Source organism: Streptomyces sp. NPDC091282 (assembly GCF_044757385.1).
In the GTDB taxonomy this organism is placed as follows: domain Bacteria; phylum Actinomycetota; class Actinomycetes; order Streptomycetales; family Streptomycetaceae; genus Streptomyces; species Streptomyces gramineus.
Map to the genome: position 1 here is coordinate 759295 of NZ_JBIVUX010000004.1, position 16278 is coordinate 775572.

The 16278-nt window shown below is 71.8% G+C and carries 15 protein-coding genes and 4 riboswitches; of the genes, 9 read left to right on the plus strand and 6 right to left on the minus strand.

Going from position 1 to position 16278, the window contains the following annotated elements; all coding sequences use genetic code 11:
* Positions 1 to 20: 20 nt before the first annotated feature.
* The 5 genes from ACIQOE_RS22230 to rpmG form a co-directional block, all read right to left on the minus strand.
* On the minus strand, positions 21 to 932 hold the full coding sequence (locus ACIQOE_RS22230; protein ID WP_365577441.1) for a cobalamin-binding protein: 912 nt from the start codon (positions 930 to 932) through the stop codon (positions 21 to 23).
* A gap of 372 nt (positions 933 to 1304) precedes the next feature.
* Positions 1305 to 1541, minus strand: coding sequence for a 30S ribosomal protein S18 (rpsR, locus tag ACIQOE_RS22235; protein WP_351324012.1), 237 nt, complete (start codon positions 1539 to 1541; stop codon positions 1305 to 1307).
* A gap of 92 nt (positions 1542 to 1633) precedes the next feature.
* Positions 1634 to 2785: a GTP-binding protein gene (locus ACIQOE_RS22240; RefSeq protein WP_351324014.1), complete on the minus strand. Its 1152-nt coding sequence runs from the start codon at positions 2783 to 2785 to the stop codon at positions 1634 to 1636.
* A complete protein-coding gene (locus ACIQOE_RS22245) occupies positions 2785 to 3039 on the minus strand; it encodes a type B 50S ribosomal protein L31 (RefSeq protein ID WP_399010865.1) in 255 nt (84 codons plus the stop codon). The genes ACIQOE_RS22240 and ACIQOE_RS22245 overlap by 1 nt, the downstream gene beginning before the upstream one ends.
* Positions 3040 to 3073: 34 nt before the next feature.
* Positions 3074 to 3238 (minus strand): 50S ribosomal protein L33, encoded by a 165-nt coding sequence (gene rpmG / locus ACIQOE_RS22250; RefSeq protein WP_401413175.1) that lies wholly within the window; start codon positions 3236 to 3238, stop codon positions 3074 to 3076.
* A gap of 83 nt (positions 3239 to 3321) precedes the next feature.
* Between rpmG and rpmB the strand changes: the two genes are divergently transcribed.
* The 3 genes from rpmB to ACIQOE_RS22265 all read left to right on the plus strand — a co-directional run bounded on the left by rpmB (position 3322) and on the right by ACIQOE_RS22265 (position 4788).
* Complete coding sequence (gene rpmB / locus ACIQOE_RS22255) at positions 3322 to 3558, plus strand: 50S ribosomal protein L28 (RefSeq protein ID WP_362176734.1); 237 nt, start codon at positions 3322 to 3324, stop codon at positions 3556 to 3558.
* A complete protein-coding gene (gene rpsN, locus ACIQOE_RS22260; RefSeq protein WP_351324020.1) occupies positions 3558 to 3863 on the plus strand; it encodes a 30S ribosomal protein S14 in 306 nt (101 codons plus the stop codon). The genes rpmB and rpsN overlap by 1 nt, the downstream gene beginning before the upstream one ends.
* 266 nt (positions 3864 to 4129) lie before the next feature.
* A riboswitch (cobalamin riboswitch) is annotated at positions 4130 to 4264 on the plus strand.
* A gap of 32 nt (positions 4265 to 4296) precedes the next feature.
* On the plus strand, positions 4297 to 4788 hold the full coding sequence (locus ACIQOE_RS22265) for a DUF4430 domain-containing protein (RefSeq protein ID WP_401413177.1): 492 nt from the start codon (positions 4297 to 4299) through the stop codon (positions 4786 to 4788).
* A gap of 255 nt (positions 4789 to 5043) precedes the next feature.
* Here the strand turns inward: ACIQOE_RS22265 and ACIQOE_RS22270 are convergent, their stop codons facing one another.
* Positions 5044 to 6441 carry a hypothetical protein gene (locus ACIQOE_RS22270; protein WP_401413179.1) on the minus strand — a complete coding sequence of 466 codons (1398 nt, stop codon included), beginning with the start codon at positions 6439 to 6441 and terminating at the stop codon, positions 5044 to 5046.
* A gap of 125 nt (positions 6442 to 6566) precedes the next feature.
* Positions 6567 to 6642, minus strand: a riboswitch (cobalamin riboswitch).
* Positions 6643 to 6782: 140 nt separating this feature from the next.
* Positions 6783 to 6854, plus strand: a riboswitch (cobalamin riboswitch).
* Between the two features lie 233 nt (positions 6855 to 7087).
* Between ACIQOE_RS22270 and ACIQOE_RS22275 the strand changes: the two genes are divergently transcribed.
* The 6 genes from ACIQOE_RS22275 to ACIQOE_RS22300 all read left to right on the plus strand — a co-directional run bounded on the left by ACIQOE_RS22275 (position 7088) and on the right by ACIQOE_RS22300 (position 16277).
* Positions 7088 to 9748 (plus strand): prenyltransferase/squalene oxidase repeat-containing protein, encoded by a 2661-nt coding sequence (locus tag ACIQOE_RS22275; protein WP_401413408.1) that lies wholly within the window; start codon positions 7088 to 7090, stop codon positions 9746 to 9748.
* Positions 9745 to 10686 carry a hypothetical protein gene (locus tag ACIQOE_RS22280; protein ID WP_401413181.1) on the plus strand — a complete coding sequence of 314 codons (942 nt, stop codon included), beginning with the start codon at positions 9745 to 9747 and terminating at the stop codon, positions 10684 to 10686. The genes ACIQOE_RS22275 and ACIQOE_RS22280 overlap by 4 nt, the downstream gene beginning before the upstream one ends.
* A gap of 20 nt (positions 10687 to 10706) precedes the next feature.
* On the plus strand, positions 10707 to 11843 hold the full coding sequence (locus ACIQOE_RS22285) for an energy-coupling factor transporter transmembrane component T (protein WP_399010942.1): 1137 nt from the start codon (positions 10707 to 10709) through the stop codon (positions 11841 to 11843).
* Positions 11840 to 13501: an ABC transporter ATP-binding protein gene (locus ACIQOE_RS22290; protein WP_401413183.1), complete on the plus strand. Its 1662-nt coding sequence runs from the start codon at positions 11840 to 11842 to the stop codon at positions 13499 to 13501. The genes ACIQOE_RS22285 and ACIQOE_RS22290 overlap by 4 nt, the downstream gene beginning before the upstream one ends.
* Positions 13498 to 14301: an ECF transporter S component gene (locus tag ACIQOE_RS22295; protein ID WP_365577642.1), complete on the plus strand. Its 804-nt coding sequence runs from the start codon at positions 13498 to 13500 to the stop codon at positions 14299 to 14301. The genes ACIQOE_RS22290 and ACIQOE_RS22295 overlap by 4 nt, the downstream gene beginning before the upstream one ends.
* Before the next feature lie 48 nt (positions 14302 to 14349).
* Positions 14350 to 14535: riboswitch (cobalamin riboswitch) on the plus strand.
* Positions 14536 to 14753: 218 nt separating this feature from the next.
* Positions 14754 to 16277 (plus strand): CoA-acylating methylmalonate-semialdehyde dehydrogenase, encoded by a 1524-nt coding sequence (locus ACIQOE_RS22300; RefSeq protein WP_401413185.1) that lies wholly within the window; start codon positions 14754 to 14756, stop codon positions 16275 to 16277.
* The last annotated feature ends 1 nt before the right edge of the window (position 16278 follow it).

Here is a 16278-nt window from a genome sequence, read left to right on the forward strand (position 1 = left end):
CTAACGCCCCGGCGTGCCGGTCACAGGGCCCGGACCTCGGACGGCGTGACCGGCTCACCGGCCTCCACCCCGTGCAGGACCCGCGCCAGGATCTCCGCGCCCCGCACCACCCGGGGTCCCGGCCGGTTGAAGTACGACGGCCCGTCCAGGACCCGCACCCGCCCGGCGCGCACGGCCGGCAGTTCCGCCCAGCCCGGCAGGCCGGTCAGCGACGCGGCCTCCCGCAGAGTCCGTTCGGGGGAGAACCCGCACGGCAGGACCAGCACCGCGTCCGGCCGCGCGGCCCGGACCGCCTCCCAGGTCATCGGCTTCGTGTGCTCGCCGGGCGCCGCCAGCAGCGGGATGCCGCCGGCCGCCGTGATCTGCTCGGGCACCCAGTGCCCGGCCGGCCACAACGGGTCGAGCCATTCGATCGCGACCACCCGGGGCCGGTCCCGTCCGGCCACCGCGGCGCGGACGCGGTCGAGCCGGGCCCGCAGCTCGGCCCGGCGCCGCTCCGCCCGCTCCCGCACGCCGAGCAGCTCACCCACCGTGACCAGGCAGTCGAGGACATCGTCCAGGGTCCGCGGTTCCAGGCTCAGCACCCGGGTGTCCGCGTCGAGCAGCCGTACCGTCTCGCTGACCCTCCGGTACGACACCGCGCACACGTCGCACAGGTCCTGGGTCAGCACCACGTCCGGGCGCAGCGCCGCCAGTGCCTCGCCGTCGAGGGTGTAGAGGGAGGAGCCGGAGTGCGCCGAGCCGCCCACCGCGTCCGAGATCTCCCGGCTGGTCAGCCGGTCCTGGTCGAGATCGGCGCCGGTCACCACGGGAACCCGGGCCACCTCGCGCGGCGGCCAGTCGCATTCGTGCGTACGGCCGACCAGCCGCGCGGACAGCCCGAGTTCGGCGACGATGTCGGTCGCGGCGGGCAGCAGGGAGACGATGCGCACACCACGACCCTACGACGGGCTGCCGCAGGCTACGCGCCCCAGCGCACGGTGATCGTGTCCCCGACCCCCACGGCGGTGGCTCTGGCTGCGGCGTCACCGCCGGCCCGGTGCCGGAGCCCGGTCGGCCGTGGCTAGCGCGGACGCCCAGGTAGTGGATCTCCCGCCATCCGGAGCCCTTCGGCTCATCCTTGGGGCCCCGATAGTTGCGGGCAGATCAGGGCCTGAGGCATTCTCCCTGCGGATCGAAGCAGACGAGCCCGCTTGCCGGTCGTCGAGTGGACGGTAGCCGTCCCGCACCGCAAGGTCGTCACTCACCAGCACGTGAGGGAGCTCCTGGTCCGGTTCGTGGTCACCGCTCTCCGTGGCGCCCCGTCACTTGCCGGAGTAGGGGAGGAGGGCCATTTCGCGGGCGGTCTTGACGGCCGCGGCGAGTTGGCGCTGCTGCTGGGCGGTGACGTGGGTGACGCGCCGGCTGCGGATCTTCCCGCGGTCGGAGATGAACCTGCGCAGCAGGTCCGTGTCCTTGTAGTCGATGTAGGTGATGCCGGCCGTGACCAGCGGATTGGACCGGGGCTTCAGGGGCGTGCGGGTGTTGACGCGTCGGGGCATGCGGATTCCTTTTCCGTGAGGTTTCCCGGGAGGGCGTGAGCTTTCCCGGGAGGGGACGGTGACGGGCGATGGGCCGACAGGGCGGTGCTGGGTCATGCGGCGTCGAGCAGGGGGTCGAAGGCTGCCGGCAGGCGCCGCCACCCTTCGGGCCCGGTCGCGTACTCGGCGTCGGTGAGCAGGCAGGAGTCGAGGAGCCGCTCGATGCCTGAGCGGTCGAGTCCGGGTGAGGTGAAGACGAGGTGCTGGCAGCGGTCGCCGTGGTCCGGGTGCCAGTCCAGCGCGGCGGCCGCCCGCCGTACCGGGGGGACCAGTTCCCACGCCGCGTCGGGCAGGGAGGCGAGCCACGGTCCCGCGCCTTCGACGCACAGTGCGCCGCCCGCCGCCTCCCAGGAGAGCAGGGTGTCGGGCCGGTCGGCGAGCCAGAAGCGGCCCCTGCTGCGGGCGGCAGCGCAGCACAGGTCCTCAAGGGCCTGGTAGAGACGCTCGGGATGGAAGGGGCGGGTGCGGTGCCAGACGAGTGTGGTGACGCCCGCTTCGTCGGCCTCCTGGGGCAGCAGTGCGCAGGCCGGGTGCTGGGCCGCGGCCGCCGCCTCCACGTCGAAACCGGCGAAGGCCAGTTGGGCGAGTTCTCCCGAGTCCGCGTCCACCCGGCGGGCGGTGGGGTGAAGTTGGCTCAGCAGCGCATGGTCGTCCCGGTCCGCGTCAGGGCTGTTCACGAGGGCGAGGACGGGGGCGTACTCCAGTTGCCGGGCCCAGGTGTCGCCGACGGTGCGCTGGTCCTTCGTGGCCGCCGCGAGTCCCGCCTCGGCCAGGTCGTCGCCGTTGGAGAGGTAGGGCAGGGCCAGGGCCGGGTCCACCGCGGTGATCACGTTGCCCAGGGTGAGGAGATCTCCGCTGTGCGCCGCGACGACCTCCGCCATCGTCTTGGGCTCGACCGAGTCCCACAGTTCGACGACGGCCAGCCGGGTCGGACCGTGGCTCGCCAGGAGCTCCAGCTCCGGTACGAGGTCCTCGCGCAGTGCGCAGCATGCGCAGTCGTTGACCAGCGGCGTCTGACCCGAGCCGAGCACGCCGGACGCGTCGCGCACCAGCCGTCGTACGGTTCCCTCGCCGGCGGTGGCGAGGTCGTGATGCAGGGCGATGCTGCCCGGTACCGCCCGCAGGAGACGGTCGACCACGTGGCGGCGGGCGTCGGCGTGCAGACCGGCGACGATGACCACCGGGAGCCGGCCGTCCTCGCGCATCACCGGTCCCCGGCACGGCCGTAGCGGCGTTCGAAGCGCTCGACGCGGCCTGCGGTGTCGAGGACGCGGGCGGTGCCGGTGTAGAAGGGGTGGCTCGCCGAGGAGATCTCGACGTCCACGACCGGGTAGGTGTTGCCGTCCTCCCACTGGACGGTCTTGTCGCTGGTGAGCGTCGAACGGGTCAGGAAGGCGAAGTCGGCGGCCTTGTCGCGGAAGACGACGGGGGCGTAGGCGGGGTGGATACCGGGTTTCATGGCGGGCTCCCTTGAGTGTGTGTGGGCGGTCGGGTCAGCGCTCTTCGCGGAAGTCGACGTGCCTGCCGGCGCCAGGGTCGTACTTGCGCAGGACCAGGCGGTCCGGGTCGTTGCGGCGGTTCTTGCGGGTCACGTAGGTGTAGCCGGTGCCGGCGGTGGAGCGGAGCTTGATGACCGGGCGTAGTTCGTTGCGAGCCATGGGCGCTACTATATGGGAACGATTTCCATTATCAATACTCTGTCCTTCGACACTCTGTCCTTCGACGAGAGGCAGGTCATCCTGTGTCCGCCCACTGCCAACTGACCGGCGCCCGGCCGGGATTCGGCAACCGCATCTCCCACTCGCACCGGCGCACCACCCGCCGTTTCGACCCGAACATCCAGCGCAAGCGGTACTGGCTGCCCAGCGAGAGCCGGTACGTCCGGTTGACGCTGAGCGCCCGCGGGATCAAGACCGTCGACACGATCGGCGTCGAAGCGGCGGTCGCACGCATCCGCGCCCGGGGAGGGAAGGTCTGATGGCCAGGCGAAGCAAGATCGCGAAGAACGAGAACCGCAAGGCGGTCGTCGAGCGCTTCGCCGGCCGGCGGGCCGAACTCAAGGAGATCATTCGACGTCCCTCCTCGACGGAGGCCGAGCGCGGTGCCGCGCTCGCCGAACTGCGCCGTCAGCCCCGCGACGCCAGCGCCACCCGCGTCCGCAACCGCGACAGCGTCGACGGCCGACCGCGGGGGTATCTGCGCACGTTCGGGCTCTCTCGTATCCGAGTCAGGGAGCAGGCCCACGCAGGCTTCTTGCCAGGGGTCACCAAGTCGTCCTGGTGACAGAGCGGCTTCTTGCGCCAGGGAGCAATGCGGGCCTCCAGGGCCGCCGTTCCTTGCCTGCGGCCCTCCGTGGCCGGTGTCGACTCGCCCCCGACGAGGGCGTATCCGGAGGCGTCGGCGGGGGAGTGCCGGCGGAGTTCGGCGAGCGCCCCGCCCCGTGATCGTCCTCCCACCCTTCGCGACGGCGGGCGGGACAACGGAGGGCTCCCGCAGGCCCGTTGCCTGCGGGAGCCCTTCCACGAGGTCTGGTGCCGCGTCCTCGACGGCCCATAGGATGCGGGCACTTCGTGCAAATGCGCACGACCGGGGGAAGCCGGTGGGAGTCCGGCGCTGACCTGCAACCGTGTACGGCCCGCAAGCGGCCGTGAGTCGGGATGCCCGGCGTGCGCAGTGAACCGCTGCTCGCTGTCATGGTCTACAGGAGGGCTCAGCCTTGCGCCGTACATCCGCACACCGCACCCTGATCACCGCGACCGCCCTCGGTCTCGCGCTCGCCGTGTCCGCCCCGGCGGTCGCCCACACCCAGAGCGCGGCGGACACCAACCGTCGTGTTCGCGTGACCCTCACCGTGCAGGGACCGGACGGGGTGCTCTACCAGGGGAAGATCAGAACCCGGGGACACGATGTCACGACCGTGGCCGGGGGTACGCACCACTGCGACGGCACCAACGGCGCCGCCAACCCGTCGCCCGTTCCGACGCCCACGGCCGCCCTCGACGACGCAGCCCACAAACGGCACTTCACCTGGGACGGCACCTGGTACGCGTCGTTCGACGACTACTCCGTCGACGCCATCAAGGGCGTCAGCGGCGGCAGCTCCGCCTACTGGAACATCTCCGTCAACGGCGCGTCCACGCCGGTCGGCGGCTGCCAGTTCAAGCTGAACGCCGGGGACAAGGTGGCGTTCACCTGGACGGCCTTCTGAGGACAGGGCTTCTGCGGGGTGCGGGCCTCGGACGCCGTGACCGGCTCCCCGGCCCGCACCCTGTGCGGGACCTGGGCCGGCGCCTCCGTCCCGCGCACCACTCAACCTCGCGCAGAAATCGTTCGGGCGGGAAGCCGCATGGCAGGATCAGCACCGTCTCCCAGGTGATCGGCTCGGTGCGTTCGCCGGGCGCGGCCAGGAGCGTGATGCCGCCGTCCGCCGTGAGTCGAGAGTGCTACGACGGACGGCGACCGGCTAAGCGCCCCAGCGCACCGCGACCGTGTCGCCGACACCCACCGTCGTCCCCCTCGTGGCGGTGGCGAAGGACCCGCCGTCGACGCTGACCTTCCAGGTGTTCGAGCCGCTGTTGGCCTTGCCGTTGAGAGCGGTGACCGTGCCGGTGCCGGAGGACGGCGTCACGGAGGTGACGCAGCCGGCGGGGGTGGCCGAGCCCACGGCCGCGTCCAGGACGGCGCCCAGCGTGGTCGTTGAGCCGGTCGGGGTCAGCGCGACCGAGCAGACCTTGAGGTTCCCGGCGCCGTCGTCCACGGTCAGCGCCAGTTTCGTGGCCGTACCGGAGGTGAGGGAGCCCTGCGCGACCCACTGCGGGGCGCCCGAGGTGACCGGGGTGGGCGGGGTGGCGGTGAATCCGGCGCCCGCGACCGCGCGCAGGCCGTCGATGGAGGCGTAGGCCGAGGGGCTGGTGTCACCGGGCAGGTACTTGAAGCCGCCGCCGGGGTTGAACTGCTGGGCGATCAGGAAGTCGACCGGGGTCTTGCCCTGGGCGGTGAGGAAGTCGCCGGTCTGCGGGTTGATGCCGCAGGCGTTGAGGCCGGACACGGCCCAGCCGTTGGAGTCCGTGTTGACGCCGAACATGGCGTTGAACGCGCCGCTGCTCGCCACCAGCTTGCTCTTGAGGAATGCCTTGCCCTGCACGATGTCGGTGTCGGTGTTGGGCACGCCGGACACGCACAGGGCCGCCATGGCGGCACCGGTCATGTCGATGTCGCTGGTCGCGGCCTGCTGGGTGGGGTTGCCCTCGGCCTTGCTGTAGTTCCAGCCGCCGTCGTTGTGCTGGTTCGCGCGGATCCGGGTGACGATCGCGTCGCGCAGCGCCTGCGGGACGCGGACCTGACCGGACTGGGTCTTGGCGCCGTTCAGGGCGAGCGCGGCGAAGACGGTTCCGTTGAAGTTGGCGGAGGGCCCGAAGTAGCCGGTCTCGGCGGTCTGCCAGTAGCCGTAGATGTCCGCGATCAGATTGCGGGAGGCGGACACCCGTGACGGGTCGATTCCCGCGGCGTACGCGTTGAGGGTCGCGCGCTCGTAGTCGGTGACGACGGGGGAGGCGGACGGCCAGCTCGTGGTCGCGAGCAGGTTCCGGTAGACGGTTCTCGCGTTCTTGCTGGTGTCGCCGCCGGGCGTCACGTCCACGGCGGCGGTCCCCGCCGCGGCGAACGCGCTGAACGCCCACTCGTTGGACAGACCCGACCCGGCGTACGAACCGTCCGCTGCCTGGAGGGTCTTGAGGTAGGCGACGCCGTTCGTCTTCGACGTGGCGATCTGTGCCGGCGTGGTGGTCGCCACGGCGGGCGTGGCCGTCAGGGCGAGGGCGCCCAGTGCGGCGAGGACGGGAAGAGCGGTACGACGGGACATGGCCTGCTCCTTTGATGCGGGACGCCGGCCGCACCCGGTGCCGGGCCGTGGCGGTGCACGGAGCAGCGGTACGTGGCCGCCGTCCGGAACGCGTGGACTCGGCTGGCAACAAAGCTTCGCCGCCTGGGCATTCGGGCTCGGTCCGGCCCCCTGCCGTCCCACACCGCTGCGCGTCAGCCCCGGAATCCCACCGGGTTCCCCCACTCGGCAGTTCGGGACGGTACCCGAGGACCACCGGGGATGCCAGAGCTGCCCGACCGGTCACGGGAGCTTGGCTGTGGTCCGTCTTGACGCTCCCTGTGAACCATGTTCAAATCCGGCTGATACGCAACAAGTTCCAGGGGAAGCCGGTCGAAATCCGGCGCTGACCCGCAACCGTAGGCCCAGCTCCGCGCCGGGCGAGCCGGAATGCCTGGAGCGTTCATCAGCAACGGACGCCGTCGCGGACTACGGCGTGGTGCGAGCAGCTTTCGCCCGCCGGGACGACCCTGCGGGACGAAGGCCCCTGCCACGTCCCTGCCCACGTCGGGCAGTCGACGAGGGGGCCGCGGTGAGCATCGTCAGAGAAAGAGACGGACAGGCGGGCACGATTCCGCTCCGCCTGACGGCAGGGGCGGCCGCGCTTCTCGCCGTGCTCGCGGCCTGCATGACCTTCCTCACGACGGCATCGGCCGCCGCAGACGGTGTCGGTGACTGCACCGCCACCGAAGGCGCGGTCGTCGCCGTCGACTTCGGAGCTTTCGGCGGCCCTGTCCAGCGTGGCTGCGACCCCACCCCGACCAACGGCTACGACCTGCTCCACGACGCCGGTTTCACCACTGTCGGTACTCAGCACGACGGCCCCGCGTTCATCTGCCGCATCGGTCACGGCTCCTTCGACTCCGGGACGCAGTACCCGAAGCCGGACAAGGAGTCCTGCGTCCTGACCCCGCCCGCGACGGCGTACTGGTCCTACTGGACCGCCTCTCCCGGCGACCACAAGTGGACGTACAGCCAGTACGGGGCGATGGACCGCAAGGTCAAGGACGGTGACGTCGACGCCTGGGTGTACGGCGGCACGGACACCGGCGGCACCACGGGCGGCCCCGGCTTCACCCCCGACGACGTACGCGCCGGTGACGGCGGCGGCACTCCCGACCCGGGAGGCACACCCACCGGCGCCCCCGGCACCATCGACACGAAGGCCGCCGCGAAGTGGCTCAAGAGCCAACTGGCCGACGGAGAACGCATCGTCGACGACCCCGCCACCCCGAACTACCTGCTGACCGCCGAGACCGCATACGCCCTCGCCGCCGCGGGTGGCAGGAGTACCACCCTCGACAAGGTCACCGCCTTCCTCACCGCGCACACCGTCGACTACGCCTACCCGAACGGCACCGACCAGGCACCCGACGCCGCCGCGGCCGCCCGCCTCGCCCTTCTCGCCGAGATCACCGAAGGCGACCCGCACGCCGTCGGCGGCCACGACCTGATCGGCGACCTCACCGACAACGTGTGCCCGGCGGGCCCCGAGTCGGGCGAACCCACCCCCGGCTGCACCGCCAAGGGCGACTTCCGCAACGCGGCCTACGCCGAGGGCCAGGCCCTGTCCGTGCTCGCCCTGCTGCGCGCCGGGGTCACCCCCGCGGCCGCCGCGGTCGACCGGCTCACCCAACTCCAGTGCGAGGACGGGGGAGTCACCAGCATCCTGATCCGTCCCGGCGAGTACTGCGACGGCGACCCGGCCACCACCGCACTGGTCGCCCTGGTCCTCAAGAAGGCGGGCGGCCACCAGGACGCGGTGGCCAAGGCGCACACCTACCTCGCCAAGGCCCAGCGCGCCGACGGGGCCTTCCCCGGCTACACGGGCTCCCCGACCGGTTCGATCACCGCCACCGCTTACGCCGCCCAAGCCCTGCACGCCCTCGGTGACACCGTCCGTGCCGGCCCCGCCGTCGGCTGGCTGTCCCGGCAGCAACTCGTCGGCGGCGGCTTCGGGTTCGACGAGGGCGCCACCGACCCGGCCGTCTACCCGACCCCGGCGGCGGTCCTCGCCGGCACCGGCACCAGCCTGGTCAACCTGACCACGAAGCCGACCGAGCCCACCGACCCGCCGAGCAGTCCCTCCGGCACCCCGACCCCTCCGACCGGCGCGGGCCCCGACCTGAAGAAGGGCGTCGCCTACCTCACCAGCGCCGCCAACCTCAGGCAGGGCCGGTACTACACGAGCGGACCCGACGACGCCACCCACGCCGACTTCGGCCTCACCGTCGACGGCGCCTACGCGCTCGCCGCCACCGGCCTGAACAACGCCAAGCTGCGCGGGATCGTGGACTTCCTCGACCTCGCCGGCAAGGACGGTGACGGCCGGACCGTCAACGACTGGACCGGCGTGGGCACTCCCTACCCGGCCGGCGGCGCGATCGGCAAGACCGCCCTGCTCGCCGAGGCCGTCGGCCGCGATCCCCGCGACTTCGCCGGGCACGACCTCATCGACGCGCTCGACAAGGGGGTGTGCGCGAAGCCGAGTACCGCCCCCGACCTCTCCTGCGCGGCGAAGGGCGCGTACACCTACGCGCCTTCCGTCTTCTCCCAGTCCCTCGCCGTCATGGCGCAGCTGAGGGCGGGAGAGAAGCCGGCCGCCCAGCAGCCGATCGCGTACCTCGAAAGCCTTCAGCAGGACAGCGGCGCCTGGCCCAGCCTGATCCCCTCCACGAACGACTCCGACGTGGACTCCACCGCCATCGCCGCCATGGCCCTGGATCTGGCGGGCGGCGCCACCGCGGACCGGGCCGTGCACAAGGCGACGGCCTGGCTCGCCTCCAAGCAGCTGTCCGACGGCGGATTCCCCGGCACGGCCGGCAACTCGGTCAACTCGGCGGCCCTCGCGATCCAGGGCCTCTCACTCGACGGGACGGCCTACGCCGACGAGATCGCCAAGGCAAGAAAGTTCCTCGCCTCCCAGCAGAACTCCGACGGCGGCTTCAACGTCGCGAAGAACGGCCAGTCCGGCTCCGACCTGCGGGCCTCCACCCAGGCGGTCGGCGGCGCCACCGGTATCTCCTTCGGTGCGCTGAACCGCGACCTCAGCGGCACCAGCGCGCAGCCGACCCCGAGTCCGAGTCCGAGCGCCAGCACTCCGGACATCGTCACCCCGGGAGACACGGGCACCGGAGGCGGATCGATCGCCGACGGCGGCGGTGGCTCACTGGCCGCCACGGGTGTGCAGATCGGTGCGCTGACCACGATCGCAGCGCTGCTGGTCCTGGCCGGGTGGCGCACGGCCGTCGTGGCCCGCCGTCGTGCGGACTCGGGAGGCGGCCGATGACTTGGCTCCGACGCCTGCCCGGAGCGGTCGCGGCCCTCGCACTGGCCGTGCTCTCGCTGGGCGCTACCGCCGGGCCGGCCGCCGCCGACCCACAGCCCATGGGCCGCTGCACCACCACCTCCGGAGCCGTGCTCGCCGTCGACTTCAGCCACTGGGGCGGGCCGGTTCTGCGCTCCTGCGGCACGACCCCGACCACCGGCTACGAACTGCTGAACCAGGGTGGCTGGAGCACCACCGGTACCGGACACGACGGGCCCGCGTTCATCTGCCGGATCGGCTACAGCGGCTACCGGGGCGGCAAGCAGTACCCCACACCCGCGCAGGACCCCTGCGTGCTCACTCCACCCGCGTCCGCCTACTGGTCGTACTGGCACGCCGATCCGGGGGCGAGGACCTGGACGTACAGCCAGCTGGGCGCCATGCTCTACAAGCCCAAGCCGGGCAGCGTGGACCTGTGGATCTTCGGCGCCACGAACATCGAGGGCACCGAAGGCCGTCCGACGATCACCCCGGACCAGCTGCGTGCCCGGAACACCGAGCCGCAGGGTGATGCGGGCAAGCCCGAGTCGACTCGGAAGGCGCCGTCACTGCCGCCGGACGTGGACACCGGGCCCGCTCCCGTAAATCACTCGGCCCCACCGTCTTCCCATGCCTCGGCCGCCCCCGAGAAGCACGCGGACAAGCCGAAGCAGAAGGCCCGGTCCGCACCGGAGTCGCGCCACAGCGCGAGTACGACGCCGTCCCCGACGCCCAGTGTCGCCGCGAGCCGCTCAGCCGCCGCGGCGAACTCCGGCACCAGAGTGGTGGACGCCGCTCCGGCCGCCGATGCCCGGCACGACTCCGGTTCGGTCCTGCCCGTGGTCACGGCCACCGGGCTCGTCGTACTGATCGGCGGCGCGGCGGTGTTCGTGGCGCGTCGCCGCCGTCGTACCGGGTGACGGCGGTGACCCGTACGACCATGGAGGCGACCACCGCCGACTCGGCGCCCGACCAGAGGGGCCGGCGCCTGCCCCGCATCCTGCACCCGGTGGCCTGGTGGGTGTGGGCGCTCACCCTGGCCACCGCCGTCAGCCGTACGAACAACCCGCTGCTGCTGTTCCTGGTGCTCGCCGTCCTCGGATACGTCGTCACGGCGCGACGGACGGAAGCGCCGTGGGCGCGGGGCTTCAAGTACTACCTCTGGCTCGCCCTGACGGTGGTGGCGATCCGGGTCGTCTTCCGGGCCGTGTTCGCCACCGGCATCACCCCACACGACCACTTCCTCTTCTCCCTCCCGCACATCCCCACCCCCGACTGGTACGCGGGCATCCGGATCGGCGGTCCCGTCTCCCTCGAAGCGCTGCTCTCCGCGGCCACCGACGGACTGCGGCTGGCCTGCATGCTGTGCTGCATCGGCGCGGCCAACACCCTCGCCAACCCCAAGCGCGCGCTGCGGGTCCTGCCCGGCGCCCTGTACGAACTCGGGGTCGCCGTCACCGTCGCGATCAGCGTGGCACCGCAGCTCGTGCAGAGCGTGCAGCGTGTCTCCAGGGCGAAGAGGCTGCGGGCAGGACGGGCCACGGGGATGAAGGCGCTGCGTACGATCGTGGTCCCGGTCCTGGAGGACGCCCTGGAGCGCTCGCTGCGGCTGGCCGCCGCGATGGACTCACGGGGCTACGGCCGGGCGGGCACGGCGACCCGCCGCTCACGGCGTATCACCGGCGCGCTGATGCTGCTCGGTATGTGCGGCCTGTGCGCCGGGGCCTACGGACTTCTGGACGCGACCGCGCCCGCTCTCCTGGGCCTGCCGGCGATGGCGTGCGGGGCCGCGCTGTGCGTGGCGGGGCTGCGGCTGGGCGGCCGGCGCGTCACCCGCACCACCTACCGCCCCGATCCATGGCGACCACCGGAGTGGGCCGTCGCCGGCAGCGGGGTGCTGTCCGCGGTTCTCCTCTTCGGGAATCTCGGCTACGACCCAGCCCAACTCAACCCCACCTTCTACCCCTTGACGTGGCCCGGTCTGCCGCTGGTCCCGACCGTCGCGATACTTCTCGCGGGCACGGCCGGATTCGTGGCGCCCCCGCCCGGCCCCGTCCGGAGAACCGACGCGTCATGATCACCTTCGACCAGGTCACGGTCCAGTACGACGAGACTCCCGAGCCCGCCCTGCGCGATGTCGACCTCACGGTGGCGGAGGGCGAACTGTGCCTCGTCGTCGGACACACCGGCGTGGGGAAATCCACCCTTCTCGGCGCCGTGAACGGGCTGGTGCCGCACTTCACCGGTGGCACGCTGTACGGCCGGGTGACCGTCGACGGCCGCGACACCGCCGACCATCCGCCGCGTGAACTCGCCGACGTCGTCGGCGTGGTGGGACAGGACCCGATCGACGGCTTCGTCACCGACACCGTGGAGGAGGAACTCGCCTACGCGATGGAGCAGTTGGCGATCCCCGGCGCCACCATGCGCAAGCGTGTCGAGGAGACCCTGGACCTGCTCGGCCTCGCGGACCTGCGCCACCGCGCGCTGCACGAGCTGTCCGGCGGCCAGCAGCAGCGCGTCGCGATCGGGTCCGTCCTCACCGCCCACCCTCGCGTCCTGGTCCTGGACGAACCCACCTCCGCCCTGGACCCCACGGCCGCGGAGGAGGTCCTCGCCGCCGTCACCCGTCTCGTCCACGACCTGGGCGTCACCGTCCTGATGGCCGAACACCGGCTGGAGCGCGTCGTCCAGTACGCCGACAGCATCATCCATCTCCCGGGCGACGGCCGCGCCCGTATCGGCACGCCGTCCGAGATCCTCCGTACGTCCGCCATCGCGCCACCGATCGTCGAGCTGGGCCGCGTCGCGGGCTGGTCACCGCTTCCCCTGTCCGTCCGCGACGCGCGACGCGCAGCGCTCTCCCTCCGGGCCCGGATAGCGGACCGTTCGCCGCGGCCGGTGCGGCCGCTCGTGCCCGACGGCGAGCGGACGCGGCTCCTGACGGGACGCGGTATCACGGTCGCTTACGGTGGCGTACCCGCCGTGCGCGAGGTCGACCTCGATCTGCACGCGGGCGAGGTCACCGCCCTGATGGGCCGCAACGGCTCCGGCAAGTCCTCCCTCCTGTGGGCCCTGCAGGGCTCCGGACCGCGCCGTGCCGGAACGGTGAAGGTGACCGGCGGGCACGGCGGGACGGATCCGCACTCGGTGCCGGCCGCCGAGGCCCGCCGCCTGGTCGGTCTGGTCCCGCAGACCCCCGCCGACCTGCTCTACCTGGAGAGTGTCAAACAGGAACTCGATCAGGCGGACACCGAATCCGGGACGCAGACCGCGGCCCGAGCGCTCCTGGACCGGCTCGCCCCCGGTATCGATGACGCCACCCATCCGAGAGACCTGTCGGAAGGGCAGAAACTGGCACTCGTCCTCGCCATCCAACTCTGCGCCGCGCCCCGAGTCGTCCTCCTGGACGAACCGACCCGCGGCCTGGACTACCGGGCCAAGACCGCTCTCATCGGCATCGTCGACGCTCTGGCGGCCGAGGGCCGGGCCGTCGTCATCTCCACCCACGACGTCGAGTTCGCGGCTCGTGCCGCCGACCGCGTGGTCGTCATGGCCGAAGGAGACGTGGTGGCCGAAGGACCGGCCACCGAAGTCATCGTCTCCTCGCCGACCTTCGCCCCTCAGACGGCGAAGATCCTCTCCCCGCTGCCCTATCTGACCGTCGACCAGGTCGTCGGCGCCCTCGCTGCCACAGAAGGCGGCGAAGGCGACGGCGAAGAGGGAACCGCATGACCTCGCCCGTGGCGTCAGCCATCCGCCTCACCCCCCGTGTCGGCGTGGTGGTGGCTCTGGCCGCCCTCCTCGGGCTGGTCGCGTTCTTCTGGCCGTTCGTCGTCGCCCCGGGGACGTTCGGCTCCAACTACGCGCCCCCGCTGATCTTCGGGGTCCTGCTGGTGCTCGTCCTGTGCGTGGTCCTCTCGGAGATCGCGGAGGGCGGCATCGACTCCAAGGCCCTCGCCATGCTGGGCGTGCTGTCCGCCGTCAACGCCGCGCTGCGCCCGCTCGGCGCCGGAACGGCCGGCATCGAGACCGTCTTCTTCGTCCTCGTGCTCGCCGGACGCGTCTACGGCCCCGGCTTCGGCTTCGTCCTCGGCTGCACGTCACTGTTCGCGTCCGCCCTCATCACGGGAGGTGTCGGGCCCTGGATGCCGTACCAGATGTTCGGCTGCGCGTTCGTCGGGATGCTCGCCGGGTTCCTGCCACGTGCCAAGGGCCGGTGGGAGGTGCTGATGCTGGCCGGATACGGCTCGCTCTCCGGCTACCTCTTCGGCTTCCTCCTCAACCTGTCCTTCTGGCCGTTCTCCCTCGACCCGAACAGTTCCATCGCCTACCTGCCGGGCCTGCCCTTCACCGAGCAGTGGCACCGGTACGTCGCCTTCGACCTGGCCACCTCGCTGGGCTGGGACACCGGGCGGGCCGTCACCAACTTCGTGTGCGTGCTGGTGGCCGGGCCGGCCGTGCTGACGACCTTCCGGCGGGCCGCCCGCCGGGCCCGGTTCCGGGCGCCGGTGCGCTTCGCGGAACGCCGGTAGGCCACGGATCGCGCCATCCGGCGCGCCTCACTGGATTTACTAGGACGTCCAACTATATATTCGTGGGGTAGGCCCGCGGTGCAGGGAAGCCGGTGTGATTCCGGCACGGTCCCGCCACTGTGACCGGGGAGTACGCCGTCGAGAAGTACGCCACTGACGAGCTGGATGTCGGGAAGGCGGACGGCGCGCGCTGATCCGGGAGTCAGGATACCGGCCGTGGGATGTTCCGTGTTTTCCACGAGGATGGAGCTGACACGCATGGCACCGGTGCGCATTCACGATCCCGGCGGACTCCGCCGCCGTCACGCTCGCCGCACTCCCGTCGTCGCCGCCTGATTACGGGCCATTCGCGTTCCCGCGCCGCCCGCGCACGCTCTCGACGCCCCGCGTCCACGCGTGCCGGTCCGGTGCGCCATCCCCGGATCACCCTCACCTGACGAGAGCAGGCCCTCATGATCCGTCCGAACGACCGCAATAACGTACGCGAGTTGACCCACTTCGTCGGCGGTAAGCACACCCCGGGCACCTCGGGCCTCCACGGCGAGGTGTACGACCCCAACACCGGTGAGGTCCAGGCCCGGGTGCCCCTCGCGAACCGTGCCGAGACGGAGGCGGTCATCGCCGATGCCGCCGAGGCGCAACGCGAGTGGGGCGAGTGGAACCCGCAGCGCCGCGCCCGCGTCCTGCTGCGCTTCCTTCAGCTCGTCGAGCAGGAGAAGGACTCCCTCGCCCGGCTCCTGTCCTCCGAGCACGGCAAGACGATCGCCGACGCGCACGGCGACATCCAACGCGGCCTGGAGGTGGTGGAGTTCGCCGCGGGCATCCCGCACCTGCTCAAGGGCGAGTTCACGGACAACGCCGGCACGGGCATCGACGTGCACTCGCTGCGCTCGCCCCTCGGCGTGGTCGCCGGCATCACCCCCTTCAACTTCCCCGCGATGATCCCGCTGTGGAAGGCGGCCCCGGCTCTGGCCTGCGGCAACGCGTTCATCCTCAAGCCGTCCGAACGCGACCCGTCCGTGCCGCTCCGGCTCGCCGAACTGTTCCTGGAGGCGGGACTGCCGGCGGGCGTGCTCAACGTCGTCAACGGCGCCCGTGAGGCCGTCGACACCCTCCTGGAAGACCCGCGTGTCGCCGCCCTCGGCTTCGTCGGCTCCACGGCGGTCGCCGCGCACGTCTACGCGACCGCGGCCGCCCACGGCAAGCGCGCCCAGTGCTTCGGCGGCGCCAAGAACCACATGATCGTGATGCCGGACGCCGACCTCGATCAGGCCGTGGACGCCCTGATCGGTGCCGGGTACGGCTCGGCGGGCGAGCGGTGCATGGCGATCTCGGTCGCCGTACCGGTCGGCGAGGAGACCGCCGACGCGCTCGTGGCCCGCCTGAAGGAGCGGATCGGGACGCTGCGGATCGGCCGCAGCGACGATCCCGAGGCCGACTTCGGCCCGCTCGTCGGCCGGGACGCCCTCGACCGGGTCCGCTCGTACGTCGATCTCGGCGTCGAGGAGGGGGCCGAACTCGTTGTGGACGGCAGGGACTTCGTCCTGGAGGGACATGAGGGCGGCTTCTTCGCCGGGGCCTCCCTGTTCGACCGGGTGACGCCCTCCATGCGGATCCACCAGGAGGAGATCTTCGGCCCGGTGCTCTCGGTGGTGCGTGCCGCGGACTACGAGGAGGCCCTGCGCCTGCCCAGCGAGCACCTCTACGGCAACGGCGTCGCGATCTTCACCCGGGACGGCGACACCGCGCGGGACTTCACCCGGCGCGTGAACACCGGCATGGTCGGCGTCAACGTGCCCATCCCGGTCCCGGTCGCCTACCACACCTTCGGCGGCTGGAAGCGGTCCGGCTTCGGCGACCTGAACCAGCACGGTCCGGACGCGATCCGCTTCTACACCCGGACGAAGACGGTCACCTCGCGCTGGCCCGCCGGTCTGCGCGAGGGCGCCAGCTTCACGATCCCCACGATGGGCTGAC